A 20,462-nucleotide genomic window follows, 5' to 3' on the forward strand; every position below is an offset into this window, starting at 1 on the left:
TCAGTTCCTTGGATAAATTTCATATAAAAAGATACAAAAATCACCCCATAAGTCCCATCGGGATAGTGGGTATTTTTAGTGAAATTTTGAAGGGGTTTTTAGACAGTCTGACGGTTTGCAGCTATACGCAGGCAGGGATTTTTACCACTGAATTTCCTACGAAGAACTGAACTTTAAATTTAGCACTTTCCTGTCCTACGAAGCACGAAATCCCTGCTTGCGTATAGGTGATGTTAGCGGGTCGTTGTTTTAAGTCGGTTTATTGAACGATATTAGAGTAAAATTGTCTATTAAATATAATTTTATTCAATGAGTTTTTTCATTCCATTTATAACAACTGCCCAATTTTCGGAAGAGTGTTTTGCCTTCTCTTCGTCATAATTGGATTGAATAATAGTTAGTTCTGTACCGCTATCCGTTGGTTTTACTTCGTAAGTAACCATAAGGTAATTCTCGGGGTTGTCTTCCAAACCGCTCCAACTACTTAAGTAGCTGTAAGAAACTTTTTTATTAGGAACAAACTCCAAAACAACACCTTTATCTACATAAGTCTGTCCTTCGTATTCACCTGTCCAAAGAAGAGGGCTACCTACTTCCCAAGTTGTTTCTTGATTTGAGCCAAAAAAATATTGCCTTACCATTTCGGGATTAATTAAAGCGTCCCAAACTTTTTCTAAGGGTGCTTTAATTGTTGTCTGATACTTTGTTTGATGTTTCGTTTGCATATTATTCTGTTTTACTGTTTCAGTTAGTCAAATTATTTGTTTTTGTCGGTAATATCGTTCTGTAAAATGACCGCTAACGGTTATGAGCTTGGCGAAGGTGGCGATTTTCAACACAAATAATACGTAGAACCAATGTTTGATTAACCACAAATGTGTCTGCGGAGTATTGAAGCGCCACTTTTGCCAAACCCGTGTTAGCGGTGCGTTGCTTTTTGTCGGGAGTGCCATTTTCTGATAGTCGTAAAGCTATATTTTATTAATGCATTAAGATTTCAATGATTAAAGTCTTCGGTTTTCTGGTCGCAGATACCAAGATAAAATAAGTAATATCAAAATGATAATTTGGAATATAATATTATCTCCAATTTGTAGATGAGAAATAATAGCCCCCGAAAGCAAGAAGAAATATCCTGCATATGTCCATTCTTTTAGTAACTTAAATCCGGGAATTAGAAGTGCTATAACTCCAATGGTTTTCCAAATACCAAGTATTACAGAAAAGTATCCGGGATACCCCATTTTTATTAATAAGCCATAATATGGTTCTTGCTTAAGAAAATCATTAATTCCTCCATTAAGGAAAACCAATGAAATTAATCCAGTTACAATCCAGTATGCAATTAGTCGCCCCTTTGAATTGCTTGAAAATGTTGATGCTTGTTTCTCTTCTATCTTTGCCATAATATTTAGTATTAAATTAATGGCACAAATTAACCAAGAAGAAAGTTGTTGTTTTTTTACAAATGATAAAAAATCATTTTCCGCTTCTAATTCTACTAAGTGAAACTTGAGTGATTCCTAAATAGTTTGCAGTATCACCTAGGCTTATTCTTTGAAGTAAACCATGATTTTCTTTAACGAATATATTATAACGTTCTGTGGCATTTTCTTCAAGCATTTCACTAATTCTTTTCATCATTCCTAAAGTTCCAAAGGAAAACAGTTTACTAAAAAGCGTTTCAATACAATGATGTTTTTTACAAAGTTTAATAATGTCATCTTTATGAATTTGAAGTATATCAGTATCTTCTAAAGCAACGAGCATATATTTTGATGGTTTTTGAGTTAGATAACTACTAAACTCAGTAAAAATCATATTCTCCTTAAAAAACGTCATAATAAACTCCTTTTCATCATTTCGAAAATATGATTTAACTAATCCTGATTTCATGAAATAGAAATGCTCGCTTGATTTGTTGGGTTTCAATACAAAATCTCCTTTCTTAAAAGTTTTTGTTTTAAAAGCATTCCATAAATCTGATTGAGCGGTGTCGTCAATAGGCGTAATACTATTTATTAGATTTTTTAGTTCCATCATTTTACTTCTCGTAGTGTCATTTACAATGACCGCTAACGGCCAAGTATAAGCGTAGTGCGGGTTTAGAAGCATTTCACTTTCAGTTTGACGATATGTTTGTTAATATTCAATTCGTTTAAATTTAGCACTTTAGCCCGTATTTCGCTTATACAATGTTAGCGGGTCGTTGTTTTTTGTCGTTTGTTTCACTCATTTTTTTCTTTGTCAGCCAACCCATATAAATTGACGATTGGAAAAATCGAAGTGGTGGTTCAAATCCTGCTTCTTGCAACAATTCCGATAGTCGCTCTTCTGAAACAGCAAAAAGTTCGTTTTCTATTCTGTTCAAACGATAGTTTATTTGTTCTTCGTCCAAACCATCTGGTAAAATTAGTCTAAGAACTTTTAAATTTTGTTTGATTTGGTTTTTGTCCCCTGTTATGTCAAGCATAACAAATGTCGCACCCGAAACCAATCTGTTGGCGATGTCTTTCAGTAAGTTTAGTTTGTTTCCGTTGTCGTCAAGAAAATGCAAAACCAACAAAAGCGTTGCAACATTATACTTCTTTTCAATTTCAAGGTCAGATGCTAAACCTTCAATTAGTGTTACATTGTCGCATTTATGAAGTTTGTCATTCGCTTGCTTAATCATTTCAGGAGATGGGTCAATACCTGTTATAGTCCAATGTTTGGGTGCTTGAACAAACCGTTCTATCTCGTTTCCCGTCCCGCAACCCACTACCAATAAATCTTTTCCGTTTGTTTCGTTTAAAAGTTTAGGTAATAAGTCTAAAAAATAGTGATAGTTTGGTATCCAAGTTTCTACAAACTGATTGTAATCTGTGGCTCTTTTGTTTTCAAAAATCTCTACTTTGTTCATTTCAGTTAATTGAGATAAAAATATCTAATTCGGCATCATTCCAATCTTGGCTTCTTTCGTCATAAACTTCAAAATCAAAACCAAACTTACGGTCTGTGTTTGATTTCCATATTTGTTCCCACTTCCTTGTAATACATCCTGTCATTATACCTTTTGCAACAAACTTTACATAATTTTGAGAAGGAATTTCCAATGAGGTCAAATTTTCAGGAACGTCAGCATTTTTGTGAACTTTGCAACCTATGAAATATGAAAAAGGTTTTGTTTCGTCTTTTTCATAGTCGAAGTAGACAGCATAAATTTCATTACTTAGCTTATTCGGAATGAGGTCAAATATTTTTTCTTTTTCAAATTTCTGCCATAAGTTACCACAATCAGTACTCGATTGATTATTTTCATTTGTTGTTTTATGGTCAAGTTTTATTCCTATTAATTTGAAGCTGTCCTTTTTACTTTCTGTCATTTTTTATTTTAGTTTTTATGTTTGATGATTTTGGGTTGTCGGTTCTTTCACAATGCACGCTAACAGTTAGTATATGAAAAGTAGGCGATTTCGAAGCACTAAACTTTCAGTTTAGCACAAACTTTGATAAGAGCCAAAATCCTTGATTTTATTACTGTTTCGCCTATTTTTTATATACATTGTTAGCAACTTTTATTTTGCTCCTACTAGTTCATACTTTGAAAGGTCAAACCCTGTTCGTGCAATAAGTTTCATTTGGATTTTGTCGTATTCAAAAACAGTTACTTTAAAGAATATTCCTCCGTTTTTAGCATCAACAACAACACTACCTTCACATTCATAGTTTACATCTATTTTGAACTTCCCTGTTTTAATGACATTTGCTTTTCCACCTGCTTGGACACTTTTTTTAACTCTAAATTCAAAATCATCTGCGTAAACAATTCCTGTTACCATCCCAAAAACAATGTTTGAGTTTGAATTAGAAATAGTAGCTAATTCATCCACCACCTCGGTAGTATTCATTTTTGAAGTTGGCGCTTTAACATTTTTACGAAAGTGATTTGTCATAAAAAATGTTGTATTATTTTTGATTTTATTGGAAGCATCTGCTTTGACACTTTGTGATGCCTTCTCTATGGCTCCTTCAAATGCAATTTCAAATGATGTATTTGTTAAAATCTCTGTTGAGTCAATTTTGGGTGAAACTGAAAGCTCGGTTTCTAAAATATCAAGATGCATTAGGTAATCTCCTCTTTTTTTCAAGGTGTCAATCATAAAGATGTCTCCTTGAGTAAAATTAGGAACATTTAAAATACCTGCTCGACTCTGAAATTTATCAACGTCTGTACAAGCTACTTTAGCTGTATTACAAGATGTTAAAAATGTTAGAGTTAGAACGATTAGAATTGAATAATAGAAGGTTTTCATATTTATTTATTTTAAAGATTAATTCCTGCTTTACTACACCATTTTTTTATTTTATTGTAGACTTCTGGTGTAATAAAAACCGAAGCACTGCAAGTACCATAACTTCTAGAGTGGATACCTGCAATATTGTAAGTGTTTGCTTCTTTTTGATACCATATTGGAGAACCACTATTACGAACCTCAGTGTAAAAATCGTATTTAAGAGCATTTTCTGAGATGAAAAAATTGTTTGTAGTCTCCGTCCAAATCTCAAATAAATCCTTATCACCAGGAGAACCTGTTATAGTAATAGATTCCGTGCTGAGTGTTGTTAAAGGTGCAATATTAAAATGTCCTTTAACTTTTTTATAAACAGATGAATCTGGAAGGATAATTATTGAAAAATCACGTTTAATATTTCCGAATATAAAATAATTGCTTTTATAGAATTTATTTCTCCCTCTTTTCAATTTAACCTCTTCTTTTATTTCATAATTAAGCGAATCAATAGAACCAAAGTACATTTTTACTTTTTTCACTTTACCCGTTGGATAATAAGCTAGATTATGTCCTGCTGTAAGAATAACTCTTGGGTGTATTAAAAAACCAGTTCCATACCTTTTACTTACACCTCTTGTCATTTCCATAAAACAGGTGTAACTATTAGGAATATCTTCCTGTATAATACGGGTTCTTTCAGTTGAATCTTTTAAACAATTAGTGCTTTGAGCGTAGCTGTTAACTCCAAATGTTAAAAGAATTATTGTAGCTAATAATTGTAGTTTTTTCATAATTGTTGCTAACGCCACGCTATCAGGCGTGGGGGATTTTATTTTCTAAAGTTAAATATTGCACTGAACTTTCCCAGTGTGTAGGGTGGATCTCTCCAAGCTCAGTGAATTAAAGATCCGTGATCTGGAAGCAGGAAATGATATATTTCTGGGCGGATCAAAAATGCGGGTACTCGCCACCACGGTGAATTCCTCCAACGAAGACAATATTGAAATGGTGCCGATAAAAGCAAAAGCTGGGTATCTGGAAGGTTATGGGGATCCGGAATTTATCAGTACACTACCTGTTTTTAATCTTCCCACCTTCCCAAAGGACAAGAAGTACCGTATGTTCCAGACAGAGGGAGACAGTATGCTTCCCATTCCTGACGGCGCATTTGTAATCGGTTCATTCCTGATGGACTGGAAACTCACCAAGGAAACAGCCTGTGTGGTGGTCACTGAAAGTGAAGGGATCAGTTTTAAGATGGTCACCTTCAGTGAAGAGGAAATAAGCTTCTCCCTGAGGTCATTGAACCAGCTCTATTCCACCTATTCAGTGAAAGCGGAAGAAGTCCGGGAACTCTGGAAGTTTGAAGCCACGCTGTCCAAGGAATTGCCGACAGAAACGTTGACACTACAGCAGATCGGACTGGGAATAGCCGAGATCAACAGAAAGCTGGAAGACCTGAAAACCTGAAGTGGAATGGTGATAATACCCCCAATCAGTTCTCTAAGCACGTGGAGTAATTTTGGCTTGGAAGAACAGATATTTAAGCCTATAATAAATCCTTACCTCACCAATTAAACTAGTTGTCATCTCACACTTTACAGACGTCAGTCATACAAAATGAAACGATTACGGATTCTCTGTTCAAAAAAAAATAGCAAAGCAACTTTTAACCATGATATTACCCACATAGGTGGAGTGAATGGAACCGGTGAGAAATGGACTATTTCAGTCCGTGATGCTATTGCCGGCATTCAATCCGGACTGTATGAATTTTATATCGTGGAGCATTTCAAAGAACTGGATGTACGAATCACGGGTGATATTGAAAAATCCCTTACGGCAACAGGACATGGATACCTGCATAATTTACTGGATGATCTACCGGATTGTCCTTAAGCCAATAGTATAATACTATCAGCTACCTTATTCAATTCTGAAGAAATGCATATGTAAGTATTTTACCCAGTCTTTATGGTTGACCAATTTTTCCCAAGTTCCTTCAATTTGATTTTCGTCAGTTGAAAATTGACCCGTAAACCTAAGTTCTTCCCCATGGATCAATAATTCATTATCCAAAAGTGATCCGGTCATTTTTCCTGATAAACCTTGATTGTTGTAATGGGTCAGTGACACTCTCCCATCAGCATTGTCCAATGCTATAATTTCATACGTTTGATTTCTTTCCTTATTCATTAGCACGTCTGCTTTATGAAGAATGTAAAATCCGTCAAGTATGAATTCATAGGTATCCATTCCGGATATTTCCATTTCAGGAGTGCTATCGGTTTCCAAAATAACACCCTCTGTCCGCCATTTTCCGATCAATTTATTGAAATGAGTATTTTCAATCCGGTTAGTTTCCATATGTTATACAATTCCAATCTTAAAACCTCTTTTCAACCAAATCAAAACCCTTACCAATCTGCTTATTTTCAGCTTTGTTAAAGTAATTTTCAAGACCAAAAAAGGGGATCGATCCCCTTTTTTCTAAAACGGAGGTTCCATTAGGATATAATCCACAGCTTTCTGGGCTTTGCTTGCTGCTTCGATCAGTAAATGCTTGTCGTTTCGCAATTCATTTAGCCAGTTTTGAATATACGCTGCTGAGTTCTCAAGCAGGTTTTGGTCCAATATTCCTGTAAGGTTGTTCAGGTATCCTGCTCCCATCTCACCTATAAGTTCCTCCTTACTGTAATTCTCAGACGCAAACTGCTGGGGATCTGAAACCCCAATTCTATTCAATCGTGAAGGGTGGCCTGTCGAATGAATCATTTCATGGTACAGTACCCCGAAATATTCCTCATCGGATGCAAAAAGCTTTCTCTCCGGCATCGTAATTTGATCCAGATCTGCCCTATAGTAGGCTGAGGAACCGGAATGAATCAACTCAGGAGCCCGGAGCATTTCCTCATAGATCTTCCGGTATTGTTCATTATCAGGTAACGGCTCTGCTTTGCTGATTTCGGGAAACTCCCATTCTATCCCCTCAATCTGTTCTATGGGAAAAACTTTAAACTCTTTGAGAAAGCCGGATTTACTAACCAGTTTCAGATCATATTCTCCTATTCTATCTTCTGGAATCACCTTTCCCGTTTTCTTGTCCCGAAAGGCAAAGTTCCAATAGCAGATCGGAAGTGCCTTTGCTCCTTTCTTTACTTTACCGCCCAAACCATTGGCCTGTTTGAAAGTCAGGCAGTAGGGAAACTGATGCCCACAGGATAGTAAAAGCCAAAGGTTTATCCCTTTGTAAGGTTTCCTTGTCAAGTAATTGGATGGCATTCCCATCTCATGCCAAGGCTGTCTCCAGGGAATCACCCCCTGCTCCAGTTTCTCAATGATCAGATCAGTAAACTTCTGGTAGATATCCGATGAGCCTTTAGCTCTTTGCGAGCTGTAACCTTCACTTCCAAAGTCTTTTCTCCCTTTTCTCTTGCCAGATGTTTTTGCTTGCGTCTTCATAGTCTTTTGTGTTTTGGTTTGACAAATACTTATGAAGCTACACCAGCCTGAGGCTATCACTAAGTGCAAGAGGAAACGGAATAAACAAGCAAAGGCAAGAGCGTTGGCTTTATGCCGTAGTCTCTTGCCTCGTGTGACAGGATCAGGCCAAATTGGCGGAAGAAGGAGTGGGCAAACTCCTCTTTAGGTATAGTCCCTAATATTGGAATTGATTTTTTAGTTTTTTTATTCGTTCTTTAAAATAATATTAATTCACTAAAAAACTACCTCGTTTTAAAAATGAAAAGAACCATATTAGTTTTATCCTTCGTATTAATAATTTTCAAAATAAGCGCACAAAGTCACACAGTAGAGAAAAGTATAACCGGAATCCAGATTGGATTTTTAGGAGCAAATATATACAACGAAGCAAGATTGGCAGATGTCTTTGTATTAAGAAGCCAATTTGCTCTTTTTCCTGGACTATTTGGAGGAGAGGCATATCCCAATACCGGGCTGGTTCTTTTTCCGGAGCTCTCGCTTCAGCCTAAGTATTATTACAATTTGAAGAAACGGGGAAATGATGGCAAAGTCACCACAAATAATTCTGCCAATTTTATAAGCATAGACTTCAAATACCTTCCAGACTGGTTCAGTGTCTTTAACCATGATAATATTCCTGTGGGTAACAGTATTGGGATAATACCAACCTGGGGGTTGAGAAGAAATTTCTCAGAAAATTTAAACTATGAATTCAATTTAGGGCTTGGGTATGCGGTCTATTTAAACAACAATTCTGGAAATACTTCAGGAGTAATGTATAACCTGGGAATTAAGATAGGTTACGATTTTTGAAAGCCTTAGTAAACTGGTAATGCCTGAATCAGGGATTAAAGATCACGTCTGTTTGATTATAGGCAGCAGCAATTCCATAGCCGCCTACAACATTGCTGTATAAGATTTTTGGCTCAAAGAAGGCGTTTTCAAATCCCGTAGGAACCACAGAGGTAAGTCTATACTGGTAGTAACTGGAAGACACTTTTCTAAGGGAAATCCTAAAGCTATCAAATTCTACATAATTAAAATCACCTCCAATTCTTGCGTACCCGCTCTGTCTAAACTCAAGACGTACACGAAAATCCTGCCCATCAAAACATTCGTCATGTATCATCGCAGACCCTGTATCACTATACCAAACGCAAGGGACATTCCCTATTCCTGCATCTCCGTTTATTTCAGAATTAATCCAAACTTCTCCCGTGGATGGGTGGTATCCGTAGGTATTGATTTCATAGTAATCCTCAGAGTCTAATGGATCTTCTAAAACCAGATCCATCAGATAGTTGGGTCGTGAATCAGCAACTTCTACAACCTCAAAACCATAGGATACAAGAGGGAAAGGTGAAGGCAATTTCTCCGGTGTGGTTTTTATTTCAGGATATCCTTCAGCCTGAATCTCAAAATGATAGTAATCCACTGAATCAGGCTCCAAACCGGATAAATATCCTCCGTCCCCCACTTCCTCAAGACTCTCGATATATTCACCATTTTTGAAGAGCAAAACATTAGCTCCTAAGACATCAACCGAGCTTACTATTGTACCTGAAGGATTTTGGGAATGGGAAAGGTTGACAGAAATCCGCTCTCCATTTTCAAGTATGGAATTCACTACCAATTGATCCCCTTCATATTCCAATTGGTAATCCTCCATACAGGATACCAATACCACGGTAATTGCTGTAAAAGCAATTGTTGCTAAGGATCGACTAACTATCTTGCTGGTCTCCATTTCTTATACCTCAAAATTTAATTGAATAGTTAAAATAGGGAAGGATAGGAATGCCCCCCTTCTTTTCAATCTTAATTCCCTGCGTGCCTACAAAGCTGCTTTGCAAGGGAATATCATAGTTTATGAACAAAGGATTGACTCTGTTGTAAACATTATAAAGTCCAAAGCTGATGCTTCTTTCTTTCCCTTTTCTGTTAGTCCAGTTTCTAATTGCCCCAAAATCCAGACGATGGTAAGCTGGCATACGATTAGAGTTTCGGGTAGAATAAACAGGCACAAAATCGCCTTCAGTGTTCTGGATAACAGCCACTGGAAGGGTGACCGGCTGACCACTGGAATACACCCAATTTGCATTTAATTCCCATCCTTTCCTCAACTTAAAATTCCCCACAAAAGAGAAATTGTGTCGCCTGTCATAACGCGATGGATACCACTCTCCGCTATTAAGGGATGTAAATTTACGATCTGCGGAAGACAGCGTGTACGAAATCCACCCGTTGAAAAGTTGATTCTCTGCCTCCACAAGAAGTTCAATTCCCCGGGATCTTCCCTCTCCACTATTATAAATAAATCCTTCCCAATTGCTCTCCCTGATATCCATAAAATTTGTTCCGGGTACAGGCTCTATTAGATTGGTGCTTTGCTTGTAATACCCTTCCAAACTCATTTTCAGCATAAAAGATGAATTGGTTAGTTTCCGCGTCATTCCCAACGTCCATTGACGGGAGTTCTGGGGAGGGCTAAACTCACTTGCAGGGATCCAAATATCATTGGGCAACCCCACGCCGTTGCTTGCCAGCATATGGATGTACTGGCGCATCTTGGTATAAGAAGCCCTTAAATCAGTCGATTCTCCTATTTCAATAACCGTAGATAGCCTTGGCTCAAAACTTGAAAAGTCCTGGTCTTCAATTCTAAATTGAGTAGCTCTCATTCCTGCTGAGAATCTCATCCATCTCCATAGCGAAAAACTATCTTCCACAAACAGGGCAGTTTCCCAAGCTCTTAAATATGTTGGCGGTGTTTTCTCCAAAAAGGAAGAACTAATAGATCCAGGCAGATAACGGTGTCTGTCTATCTGTCCTCCAAAACTTATGTCATGGGACGGTAAGGGGTTCCATTCAAATTCTGCTTTGGCGCTATAATCCCTAAGACCGGAAGTAGAGCTAAAGAAGTCCTTATCAAGATTATCTCCATCAACTGTATAGGCTGTCTGGTTCTTAATCTCATGTTTATATTCGGTAGACCAAGCGGAAAAATTGGCAAACAAAGCCGGTGATATCGTTTTTTTATAACGGAGATTGAGCGTTTGGTTACCCCAGTCTAATCCGTAAGTTTCATAGTGGATTTTTGTCCCCTCCTTACCTTCATAATTATCCCGGCCAAAGTAATAGCTGAGAAACAGTTCGTTTTTATCATTGATAATATGATGCAGTTTACCATTCCAGTCGTGCATCACATAACTGACTATTTCCTCACTTTGGACAAGCTTGAATATGGGTTTCATGAAGGCACCGATATAGGATATTCTTCCTCCCAGATGATAGGAAGTTGAAGACTTACTTCCTATAGGTCCTTCAATTGAAACTCTTGAATTGATCAGTCCAAGACTAGCTTCACCCTTAAATTCAGATTTGTCCCCATCCTTCATTCTCACATCAATAACAGAAGAAAGTCTGCCTCCATATTTTGCAGGAAATCCGCTTTTTATCAAGGAAATACTTTTTACCATTTCCGGGTGAAAAACTGAAAAGAAACCAAATAGATGATTGGGATTATAAATCGGCACGTCATCCAACAGTATCAAATTTTGATCTGGAGTACCACCCCGTACGAACAAACCCGAACTTCCTTCTATTCCTGTGGAAACCCCCGGCAAAAGCGCTAAAGATTTAAACAGATCAGGTTCTCCCAATACGGTTGGGATTTTTGACAATTTGGCCACTGGAATAGAGAAGGTGGTACTGGTCTCCATATCCGTAGTGGAACTGGTGACTACAAATTCCTCAAGCTCCTGGATATCCAATTCGACCATCATCAGTGAATCACTGGAAGGAAAGATTTCAATTGATTTCGGGAAATAGCCCACTCTGGAAAAAGTAAGTTTTGTTCCTTGGCCTTGCCTTACAGAAAGGCTAAAATGCCCATTGGCATTGGTGGTGGTGGTGTTAGCCTTGGAGATTTCATCGGAAATAAAAGCCCCAGAAATAGTTTCCCCCGAAGAAGCTTCCCGTACAGTTCCAAAGATTTTAACCGATTGGCAATAGCCTGATCCTGTAAGCATTGCAAATATAAGAACAGATAAAAAGTTTGTGTACTTTCCCATTTTCTAAACTAAAAAACAAATTCCCTGAAACACAAAAAGTGATCAGGGAATTTAGAAATATTAAGTTTTAAAGTTATAAGATAGTACAGGATCCTGGACGGTCTCTCTCAACGCCCTCAACTTTAACCGTTGCTGAAGCATCAAAGCTACATGCGACATTAAAACACTCATTCCAGGCATAATCAATATTCGCATCGTCATACCTTGTTGTGGTGAAGTCGATGTTTTCTGTCACAGTTCCAGGTCCAGGTCCAGTTTGAGAAAACCAACCATCCACATCCAAAGTAATGATATCAGCAGATTTTGCAAACCATGCTCCTAAAACTTTCTTTTGATGTTTAGCTCTAGCACCTGTTCCAGAATATATTGGACCGGTATTGGTTACCCATAATTCCGCACGAAATCTCCAATTGTTTCGATATTCATCATTACACGTTCCTACTTTAGCAGCAGTTTCTTCACCCACTTGAGATACAGACCGGGATATATTAAAAACTCTAACTGAATTTCCAATATCATTATTGTTGATTGCTTCAAAAGTTAAACTTTTAAGGATCTCGCTATTTTCAAACTCAAACAATCTATCATAGCTAATTGAATAGAACTTACTCCCAATCTTTAGTATGCCATTTTCATTCGCTACAGTAGCAAGAGCGTTTGAATCAATAGTTCTTACAATTTCAAGTTCGCCGGATTTTTCTTTTACGACGGTGTAATAACCACCGTGAAAATTGCCCATTAGTTTGGTTGGCAAGTTAAGTTCCGAATTTTCATCTAAAAGGTTAAAAGCTGATCTAGAGGAAATGAATTCAGGATCTAGTTCTTTTTGCCAAGAATCCAGTTCTTCTGGTTTCATTTTGCTTAAAAGATTCAATGTTTCTTCATAAGCCTCCCTAGTTGTAAAACTCAAAATACCATCTTCTACAAAATAAGCATTTTCCAAATTCATAGAGTTCACATCATCCGATCCCGAGTTTGGATCTAAAGAGCATGAGGTAATAATTAGGAAAGAAAACAATAACACTCCTAAATAACTTTTTTTTAAACAAATCATGATTTTAGTAGTTTTAGTTAAATGAAATAATAATTGGACTAAAATATAATTTTTAAGCATATACCGCAAATAAATGATATTGAACCCCTTGCGATTAACTAAATTTGCAATATTCTAAGCTATGATTTAAGAATAAAAAATATTATATAAGATAAAAAGAGTGCTTAAACCAAATATTGCTTTGTAAAAAGTGCTAAAAAAAAATATAAAACTAAATATTAAGAATGTATCAAATCTTGTAAAAGTAACATTTATAGATTTATTATTTGGCCTGAAAAAAAGATTTCCTCGTTATTCTGCTACAAATTTAACATCTGCATTACTAATATTTCAAATAACATTATTTTGTAATATCAGGAATGGAACTTGATTTTTTCTAAACTATAAATATTATTCACAAAAACTGAATTTTAATAGAAAAAAAACCCATTAAATTGTATTATACTAATATTATTTACTAGAATTAAACATCCGTCGTCCCTCAGAATTCTCTCTGGTTTTATCCGTAAATCGAATATTAATCTTCTACTTCTTCTTGGATTGATAGAAAACATCTTTATATCCCCTTCATCGGCAAAGCAACAATTTCCATCAACAATCAGGATCAAATGATTGAGCACCGGGATATTCAGATAGTACCCGCAAGATTGCCGCTGTGTCAATTGTTTATCCTGTTCTGATGGTAGTAGATTACCACTCGGATGATTACGGGCATACTTAAAGTTATATTCATATTCAAATTCACACATATACACTTAATTATCAGTGATATACCTGCAATTTTCCTATAAAATATTCATGAATACCATTGCAATTTCTAATTTTAAACTGGTTCCATTAGGAAAGAACGATTCAGGAATTTTGACATCCTGATCTATAAAGTTGTCGTAATTTTGAATCTGTAGGTACTAGATTTCAGTTGTTTGAACTTAAAAACTTGAATCATAATTTTTTTTCAAAGCCAGTGGTCAATTTCTTAACTGGAACAATGAAACTTTTGTAGCAAGTAATAGGAAATAAATCAAGTCAGCTTGTCGAATTCTGAAAAGAGAATTTTAAGAATCCCGTGTTTGATGGCTTAAAATGCAATTTTCATATAAATTACAGAGGCATAAACAGCTTTTCATACAACACAATGACGCTGTTCTGCCTGAGCTGATGATCACGATCCTAGCGCAATCACTTTAAAAGCCTCTAATAAATCCAATTTAATCTTAAAAATCAATGACTCCATAAGGATTTTAAAACTTTGGGTTTTGACAGATTCTTATCGTTCAACCTTAATCTGTTTTTTTATTGTTTTCCCTTTATATAGAATATGGATAAAGTAGAATCCATTTTCCAGATTGCTGACGTCTATTTCGACTTGCTCATGTACAGGTCTTGGGGCTATTATTTGTTGCCCTCTACTGTCATGAAGACTAATCTCAAATGGAGTTGTTTCAATTTGTTTAGAAGAAATTGTTGCCTTTTTTGATATATTCAGGATGCCCGAGGCAGGATTTGGATAAATGAGGAACATTGACCAGAGGTCATAAACACTTATAGCGATTTCACTGCCTATAACTCCGCAAGGGTTAGTTACACTTAAACCAAGGGAGTATTCATCCGGATTACTTATACTAAGAGAAATACCAGAAGATCCATTTCCTCCAATCCATTCATATCCAGAAGGAAAAACGGACCACTGATAATTGCTAATCCCCATCAGGGGATATTGTATAGCATAGGGGTATGTCCCTTCAGTACTAAAGTTTTGAACGGTATTAAACTGAAATTCATAAGGCCCCAAAATTTGAACACTAGCTTTTCCTACCCACATTGGCTTTTTAATTTCAACATTTCCACAAGATGTTACTACTGTGAAGGTTAAAATGGCTAAACCCCGGCTAGCAGAATTAGGATTTAAATTAGCAGTACTTCCATTTCCTGAAGTACTTCCAGTAAACATATTTGAGGGGGAAACAGACCACAAGATCGAGTTTCCAGTTGGAGGGTTTAAAAGATTAAAATTAGTTGAGGAACAAAGAATATTGGGACCAGAAATTGATGAATTTACGCAATCACATAAACAAGTTGCATTAGCAACACTATTTCTAATAACGTTACCAGGTTGAGGGCCAAATCCTAAACTAAAGTTAATCCCTACGTCATCAAAATGGCAATAACTCATAATTGTACCACCTGCTGATGGAACACCTGGCCTAGAACATGCTAAATTCTCAGGAGAAACACATCCATCAATAGCTGTATTATTTCCATTCCAAACACAAGCATGAGTATGCCTCGACCCAAGCAAATGACCAAATTCATGTGTAACAACTGCTACTGTCCAACTATATGCAGGTACGTTTGAAAAAGTATTATTAATACCTGATACTGATAGTTTCTTCGAAACCAAAGAGTTACACAATCCATTGATTTCTGCCGCTCTACCACCTCCGACATCCCTGAAGGTCAGTAACTGTCCTAAATCACCATCAAAACTAGTTCTTGCGCTTTGAAACTGAGTAAGTAAAGAAGTTGTGTTGTTACCTGTATATGGATCAGCGGAAGTCCAAACAAAAATATCAGAAATGGAAACTCCAATATTTTCATTTTCATAAAGTGTTGCTACTTGGTTAAATATGGAAGAAACGAAAAGTTCTACCGAAGCAACATTTCCTCTTGCTTGTAAAACATCATACTCAGTCTCCAAATAGAGTCTTACACATTTTTCCGCAGAGTTTATTGCAATTTTGGAGACTTGAGATAAAACTTCAGGACTATACCTGGAAAAACTTGCAGCATCTTCTGAATTCCCACATTTGAAATTTAACTGGTTGTTCAGATTCTTCTCATTATAATATAGATGTGTATCACTATTCTTGTCATATGAAATATTAAAATTACCATGAGTTGTAGAGACAATCCCCAACACCTCATTATTAAAAACACTTAACGCTACAATACTATTAGGCTGACCTTCTACTACCCCCCGAAAATGCTCAATTTTATTATTTGAATTCATTTCGCGCCCATCACTCAATTTAACCTTGTAGTCATAAAAAGAATCAGATACCCTCAATAATTGTAGTATTAGACATTCAGATTTTAAAGGCAATGTCATTTCAATAGCATCTCCAAAACTGCTTCGTTCTTTATCTTTAATTTTTATGAAATCAACATCTTCTTGATTCTTAAATTGTAAAATCAAATCTTGATTTAATTCAGTAGTGGAAATAAAAAAATCCCCAATATTTTCAAACTTAATATCCTTATCCTTGGCAGCTTGAATTCGATTGAAAAGAAGATTTTCTTGGCCTAAAACTTCAAAAGACATAAAGCCAATAAAAATAAAAAGTTGATTTCATAGTTAATATTTTAGTTATCAATTTATTCTAAAAAAGTACATTATTGCACCATCAAGAGGAGAACTATCCAAAGTCATCCGATCACTCTCTATCAAACAAGGCCATGAACTTGCTCCTATTCTAAGTTCGTATTCTTGTAAAGCACCATCGGACGGAGTTCGAATAAGTTCATAGTCGTATAAACCCGGACTATATATCAAATCCTCTACATCACTGGCGATCTCAACTTCACCATTTCCCATAAAATCAAAACTTACATTCTCACATGAATAATCAAAATCCTCGGCTTCATTATCCTTTGTATTAAGAACTCTCATACTGACCATTCTCCAAGTACCAACAACACTATCTAATGGCCCTGTAACTCCAGAAATGCGGCATTTTTGCTTTGGGGTTTCAATATTGCTACAACTAAATAAAGAAATCAGTAGAAAAGAGCCTAAGCACCAGCCAAAAAACCTAATTCTCGTATTGTAGAAAACATTGCAAGAAAGAAAATTACTTAGTTTTAAAATAGCACGCATAACAATCTCAATGATATATAAAAACGTAAACAATACCTATAAATAGCATCGATCTACAAACTTTGATACATCGGGAAATAAAAATTCAAACTCCGTTACCAGAAAATCATATAAAACTTAGAAATAATAGTCAAACTCTGCAATCAAAATTTATTATAACTACAATTTTTTATTTATTATTATTCCAATTTACATTTATGATTATTTCAAGAATTAAAGTTATCCACTGTCACTTCGTAATTATGTTTCCCAACTGGTCAATTAGCCTAATGAAAGGTGATACTTCAATCAAACATTTCGCTTTGTTTTAGCTGTAAACTAGGAATTAAAAACTTATTCTCAAAATTGCAACTGTATTTTTTTCCGTAAACGCAATTAAAAGAAAATTTTTAAATATGTACTATTGTAAGTCTCATACGCCTATTTTTTGAAATCCAGTTGAGAAAAAGGATATAAATAGCGCAGCTGAGCAAACGGCTTTATGCAGGAAGCTCATGGGCACATCGAAACCCGGGACTAACTTTGGAAGAGTTCATGGGCAAAACTTCAGCCCATAACCAACACTCCCCCTAAAAAAAGCTACAATAGGCACTTTCTAACTATTAAAGCTGCTGTAGCAATGCTTAGTATAGCTCAGTAGTATCCACTCTTTTTCCACACTGCCACACAAGAGTTAGGGATTGAAATGTAAATCCTCCGCAGGGGATTGGAATTGAACCCCCCTTATCTTTCAATTTATCCAAAGGGATTATCTCTTTGACTCCCTTCTTGATCTTCCTGAAGGAGCCGATCTCAAATGCGATCTTCAACTGGACCCTGCACTTGTGAATGTTGGATTTTCTGTCAAAAACTGGATTAAAAGAAGCCATCTCCACTGACCGGATTGTTTTTACGCATCAGGATTGTCGTACCTCGGGAGGAGCTAGACGTCCAGACATTCCCTTTAAAATCCAGGGATTCACATCATGCAGGATTAGTAATAGTCACCTGATTACTAGTTGAAAGATGTCGAGCCTGAATGTGGACACCTCAAGGACATTTGGGAAGAACACCCTTTATGCTCCGTAGAAAAGACAAGATAGAAATTGAAATAGGACTCCGAGCGAATGCTCATAACCTGAACAAAATGGAAAGTTACCTCACCTTGCTCCATTTCCAGTCCAAAACAAGACAAAGGATACCTACACACTCCATCGAAAAAAATCAGCACACAACAGGGAAAACGAGCGGTGGTAAAAAAATCAGAGGCCGAAAATGAAAAATCGGCCTCTGTTGTATAAAATGGCTGTTCCTAACTTTTTATGTTAGTTTTGAGGCAGCCTCTTAAAATAATATTCCAATAATTCTAGCGAATAAAATTTACTTAGAGGCCTTTACCCAGTTGCACAAACATCTTAGGAAATCGTTAAAACTGGGGCCATACCGCATCTACAATATGGTATTCAGTTAATTTTCACTAACGCCCCGATTGAATAACCTTAAACAGACTACTTCAGCTTAGTAGGTATACTTTTCTGGGAAATGGGTCTTACTTAAGACCTTCCGATTCAAATTCAGGTACTCGGGGAAAATTTGCTGTTTCTCCAGTACCACTACTGTCTGTATGAAAGCACTTCTGGCTGATTTCATTTCCTAGATTAGGCATAGGGGATGCTCAAGGAATCCTGCAATTGATGAAAATCATAAAGGATTATCAATAGCCATCATTTATCTCAGGAAGGATAATATCAATTAAATCGCCTGTTCCTAATTCGCTTTTTTCTAGGAATGTATAGGTTGATCTTATCCTATAACGCGCTAATCCTTTTGTCCCTTCATGAGGCCTAAAGTTGATTTTACTTTCCCAAGATTCTGTAATTGGAGTATTACCTTCATGGGTGCTTCCACATCTTCTTTTGAATTTTGTATATCTTTCAAGATGAAGATACGTATTTGAAGCACTCCAAGGGAGGGCACTTCCGTTAGGTTTACTCATGTGTTTTATTTGGGTCAAAAGTGAAAAATAAATCCCTGCTTTTTGATACCCATGTTTCGTTTCAACCCTATGTGCTGTTTGGGAACCTGCATCCAAATATTCATAATCTATCTTTTCCATTTTACCAGATGCTTTTCTGTCACTACAGAATAAAAGCGTTCTCGAATTAACAGTTGATGAGCTTCCAATTTCCACTAATTCAAGAACTTCATCTTCAAAACTGAACAATTTAATATTTTCATCTTCGAATTTTCCATCCAATAAATTATCCTTTAAACTAAAATCTTGAGTTACTGCAATTACCTTATTTCCAAAATCCAAAAAATATAGACTTGAATCAATAATTACCATCCCATCTTCATTCAAAATTTCTAAAAGTGCTGAACCTTCAAATTCCTCAATGAATTCTTTGGACTCGTTAGTTCTTAAATTTTTAGACGTATTGAATTCTCCTAAAGCCATGGCTAGACTATAAAAATTCAGGTCAGATGATTTATCTGAAGATGCCAAATAATCAGAAAATTCCTCCTTATCCTTAAAATGCAAGATTCCGCTAGACAAATCCGGCTGAATTTGTTCGGTTTTCATTTCATCAATGGGATTGAGTTCGGAAGTGTCCTGACAACTTGTTAAAGAATAAACGATAATCCCAGCCATAACGATCTGGAATTTTAAAAGCTTAATGTGTTTCATTTTTTAAGTTATTTAAGTAAAAATTCGTTTGAATTTAAATGAAAAATTAGTTTTAGATAAATAAATTTTACTTTTTTTTTAGTTAAATGAAAGATTTTTTTCAATATCCCGTTAGTTGATATAACTTACGTCTTTAATTATCAGAAAAAGTATTGTGACCTTTAGATTTAGGTAAAATTCTTTAAAATGTATATGCTTAGATCGGTTGTGGGGATTAAACAAGAAATCTATACGAAATAATGACCAAAAAACTATTCTCTCTAGGGATATTGTTATTCTCATATTATCAAAGCTCTTTCAGCCAAAGCTACTTAGAAGTCAGTTTTGGACGGCCTAATATCCAGTGGAATTATTCAGGGGATTTTGATGGCCTTAGAACAGAATATAGGAGTGGATGGGATATTAGCCTTAAAGCTTTCAAAAAAACTCACCAGAACATGGTCTATGGTGTAGAGGTTGGTGTGAAACGGTTTGGCAATAGATTTCAATTTTCAAGGATCAGTTACGGCCTTGAACCAATTTATTATTTTAATGTTTCTCCTACAGTTGGGTATTATTTAAAAATCCCTAATACTAGAGTATCCCTGGTACCGGAAATCGGCTTAAGCTTAGGTTACACGCCATTAAATGATATAGAATACAATCAGGATAAGACTTTTCAGATCTTTACAAAAAATATTAAAGATGCGGATGGAAATATCGTTACCGTCCCTTTATATGAATTGACTTTCAGCGGTACGCAAACATTTGAAAATCGTGTTTTTATGCAGATTAATCCTAAAATTGGTTTTCAATATATGCTAAATGAGGTTTCATCCCTTTCTTTAAATTTTAAAGCGTTTATCTCTATGAATAAAAATCTAGTCAAAAGAGATTTTTCGGATATTGAATTTGAAGGGGAACATTACCGAGCAGTTCATTCATCGTCCCTGACTTCAACTGCCATTTCATTGGGATATGTAAGGAGAATTGGAGAATAAGAAGGAACGGCATCTGAATATTATTGACAAAAAGTACACTGACCTCTTTGAAG

20 protein-coding genes are annotated in these 20,462 nt (G+C 36.0%); 4 read left to right on the top strand and 16 right to left on the bottom strand.

Annotated elements, in window-relative coordinates; genetic code table 11:
- Nucleotides 1–302 precede the first annotated feature (302 nt).
- The 7 genes from SYJ56_RS22475 to SYJ56_RS22505 form a co-directional block, all read right to left on the bottom strand.
- The gene (locus tag SYJ56_RS22475; RefSeq protein ID WP_323838156.1) at nt 303–725 is read right to left on the bottom strand and encodes an SRPBCC domain-containing protein; all 423 of its coding nucleotides are present in this window, start codon (nt 723–725) and stop codon (nt 303–305) included.
- A 279-nt stretch (nt 726–1,004) separates the two neighbouring features.
- On the bottom strand, nt 1,005–1,406 hold the full coding sequence (locus tag SYJ56_RS22480) for a DoxX family protein (RefSeq protein ID WP_323838157.1): 402 nt from the start codon (nt 1,404–1,406) through the stop codon (nt 1,005–1,007).
- 73 nt (nt 1,407–1,479) lie between these two features.
- Nucleotides 1,480–2,115, bottom strand: a complete 636-nt coding sequence (locus SYJ56_RS22485; RefSeq protein WP_323838158.1) for a Crp/Fnr family transcriptional regulator — start codon at nt 2,113–2,115, stop codon at nt 1,480–1,482.
- A gap of 73 nt (nt 2,116–2,188) precedes the next feature.
- The gene (locus SYJ56_RS22490) at nt 2,189–2,902 is read right to left on the bottom strand and encodes a class I SAM-dependent methyltransferase (protein WP_323838159.1); all 714 of its coding nucleotides are present in this window, start codon (nt 2,900–2,902) and stop codon (nt 2,189–2,191) included.
- 1 nt (nt 2,903) lies between these two features.
- The gene (locus SYJ56_RS22495; protein ID WP_323838161.1) at nt 2,904–3,365 is read right to left on the bottom strand and encodes a GyrI-like domain-containing protein; all 462 of its coding nucleotides are present in this window, start codon (nt 3,363–3,365) and stop codon (nt 2,904–2,906) included.
- A gap of 192 nt (nt 3,366–3,557) precedes the next feature.
- Complete coding sequence (locus tag SYJ56_RS22500) at nt 3,558–4,295, bottom strand: hypothetical protein (RefSeq protein ID WP_323838163.1); 738 nt, start codon at nt 4,293–4,295, stop codon at nt 3,558–3,560.
- Nucleotides 4,296–4,306: 11 nt separating this feature from the next.
- The gene (locus tag SYJ56_RS22505; protein ID WP_323838164.1) at nt 4,307–5,065 is read right to left on the bottom strand and encodes a trypsin-like serine protease; all 759 of its coding nucleotides are present in this window, start codon (nt 5,063–5,065) and stop codon (nt 4,307–4,309) included.
- A gap of 85 nt (nt 5,066–5,150) precedes the next feature.
- Between SYJ56_RS22505 and SYJ56_RS22510 the strand changes: the two genes are divergently transcribed.
- Together SYJ56_RS22510 and SYJ56_RS22515 are read left to right on the top strand one after the other, a co-directional pair.
- A complete protein-coding gene (locus SYJ56_RS22510) occupies nt 5,151–5,744 on the top strand; it encodes a S24 family peptidase (protein WP_323838166.1) in 594 nt (197 codons plus the stop codon).
- A 150-nt stretch (nt 5,745–5,894) separates the two neighbouring features.
- Nucleotides 5,895–6,173, top strand: coding sequence for a DUF3892 domain-containing protein (locus tag SYJ56_RS22515; RefSeq protein WP_323838168.1), 279 nt, complete (start codon nt 5,895–5,897; stop codon nt 6,171–6,173).
- A gap of 27 nt (nt 6,174–6,200) precedes the next feature.
- Here SYJ56_RS22515 and SYJ56_RS22520 read toward each other — a convergent pair whose 3' ends face one another.
- Both SYJ56_RS22520 and SYJ56_RS22525 read right to left on the bottom strand, forming a co-directional pair.
- On the bottom strand, nt 6,201–6,641 hold the full coding sequence (locus SYJ56_RS22520) for a DUF1579 family protein (RefSeq protein WP_323838170.1): 441 nt from the start codon (nt 6,639–6,641) through the stop codon (nt 6,201–6,203).
- 123 nt (nt 6,642–6,764) lie between these two features.
- On the bottom strand, nt 6,765–7,736 hold the full coding sequence (locus SYJ56_RS22525; protein ID WP_323838172.1) for an ArdC family protein: 972 nt from the start codon (nt 7,734–7,736) through the stop codon (nt 6,765–6,767).
- Nucleotides 7,737–8,015: 279 nt separating this feature from the next.
- Here SYJ56_RS22525 and SYJ56_RS22530 point away from each other — a divergent pair, with 279 nt between their 5' ends.
- The gene (locus tag SYJ56_RS22530; protein WP_323838174.1) at nt 8,016–8,570 is read left to right on the top strand and encodes a hypothetical protein; all 555 of its coding nucleotides are present in this window, start codon (nt 8,016–8,018) and stop codon (nt 8,568–8,570) included.
- A gap of 28 nt (nt 8,571–8,598) precedes the next feature.
- Here the strand turns inward: SYJ56_RS22530 and SYJ56_RS22535 are convergent, their stop codons facing one another.
- From SYJ56_RS22535 to SYJ56_RS22565, 7 genes are all read right to left on the bottom strand, one after another.
- Entirely contained in the window at nt 8,599–9,504 is a 906-nt protein-coding gene (locus SYJ56_RS22535; RefSeq protein WP_323838176.1) for a DUF4249 domain-containing protein, read from the bottom strand.
- Between the two features lie 10 nt (nt 9,505–9,514).
- Nucleotides 9,515–11,830 (bottom strand): TonB-dependent receptor, encoded by a 2,316-nt coding sequence (locus tag SYJ56_RS22540; RefSeq protein WP_323838178.1) that lies wholly within the window; start codon nt 11,828–11,830, stop codon nt 9,515–9,517.
- A 73-nt stretch (nt 11,831–11,903) separates the two neighbouring features.
- Entirely contained in the window at nt 11,904–12,884 is a 981-nt protein-coding gene (locus SYJ56_RS22545; protein ID WP_323838179.1) for a hypothetical protein, read from the bottom strand.
- A gap of 410 nt (nt 12,885–13,294) precedes the next feature.
- Nucleotides 13,295–13,633, bottom strand: coding sequence for a JAB domain-containing protein (locus SYJ56_RS22550; RefSeq protein ID WP_323838181.1), 339 nt, complete (start codon nt 13,631–13,633; stop codon nt 13,295–13,297).
- Between the two features lie 518 nt (nt 13,634–14,151).
- Entirely contained in the window at nt 14,152–16,206 is a 2,055-nt protein-coding gene (locus SYJ56_RS22555; RefSeq protein WP_323838183.1) for a zinc-dependent metalloprotease, read from the bottom strand.
- Between the two features lie 48 nt (nt 16,207–16,254).
- Complete coding sequence (locus tag SYJ56_RS22560; RefSeq protein WP_323838184.1) at nt 16,255–16,554, bottom strand: hypothetical protein; 300 nt, start codon at nt 16,552–16,554, stop codon at nt 16,255–16,257.
- A gap of 1,900 nt (nt 16,555–18,454) precedes the next feature.
- On the bottom strand, nt 18,455–19,429 hold the full coding sequence (locus tag SYJ56_RS22565; protein WP_323838185.1) for a hypothetical protein: 975 nt from the start codon (nt 19,427–19,429) through the stop codon (nt 18,455–18,457).
- Nucleotides 19,430–19,668: 239 nt separating this feature from the next.
- On the opposite strand from SYJ56_RS22565, the gene SYJ56_RS22570 reads away from it, so the two are divergent.
- Nucleotides 19,669–20,409, top strand: a complete 741-nt coding sequence (locus tag SYJ56_RS22570; RefSeq protein ID WP_323838187.1) for a hypothetical protein — start codon at nt 19,669–19,671, stop codon at nt 20,407–20,409.
- Nucleotides 20,410–20,462: the final 53 nt, after the last annotated feature.

Origin of the sequence: Algoriphagus aurantiacus (assembly GCF_035156405.1) — a bacterium.
GTDB classification, from domain to species: domain Bacteria; phylum Bacteroidota; class Bacteroidia; order Cytophagales; family Cyclobacteriaceae; genus Algoriphagus; species Algoriphagus aurantiacus.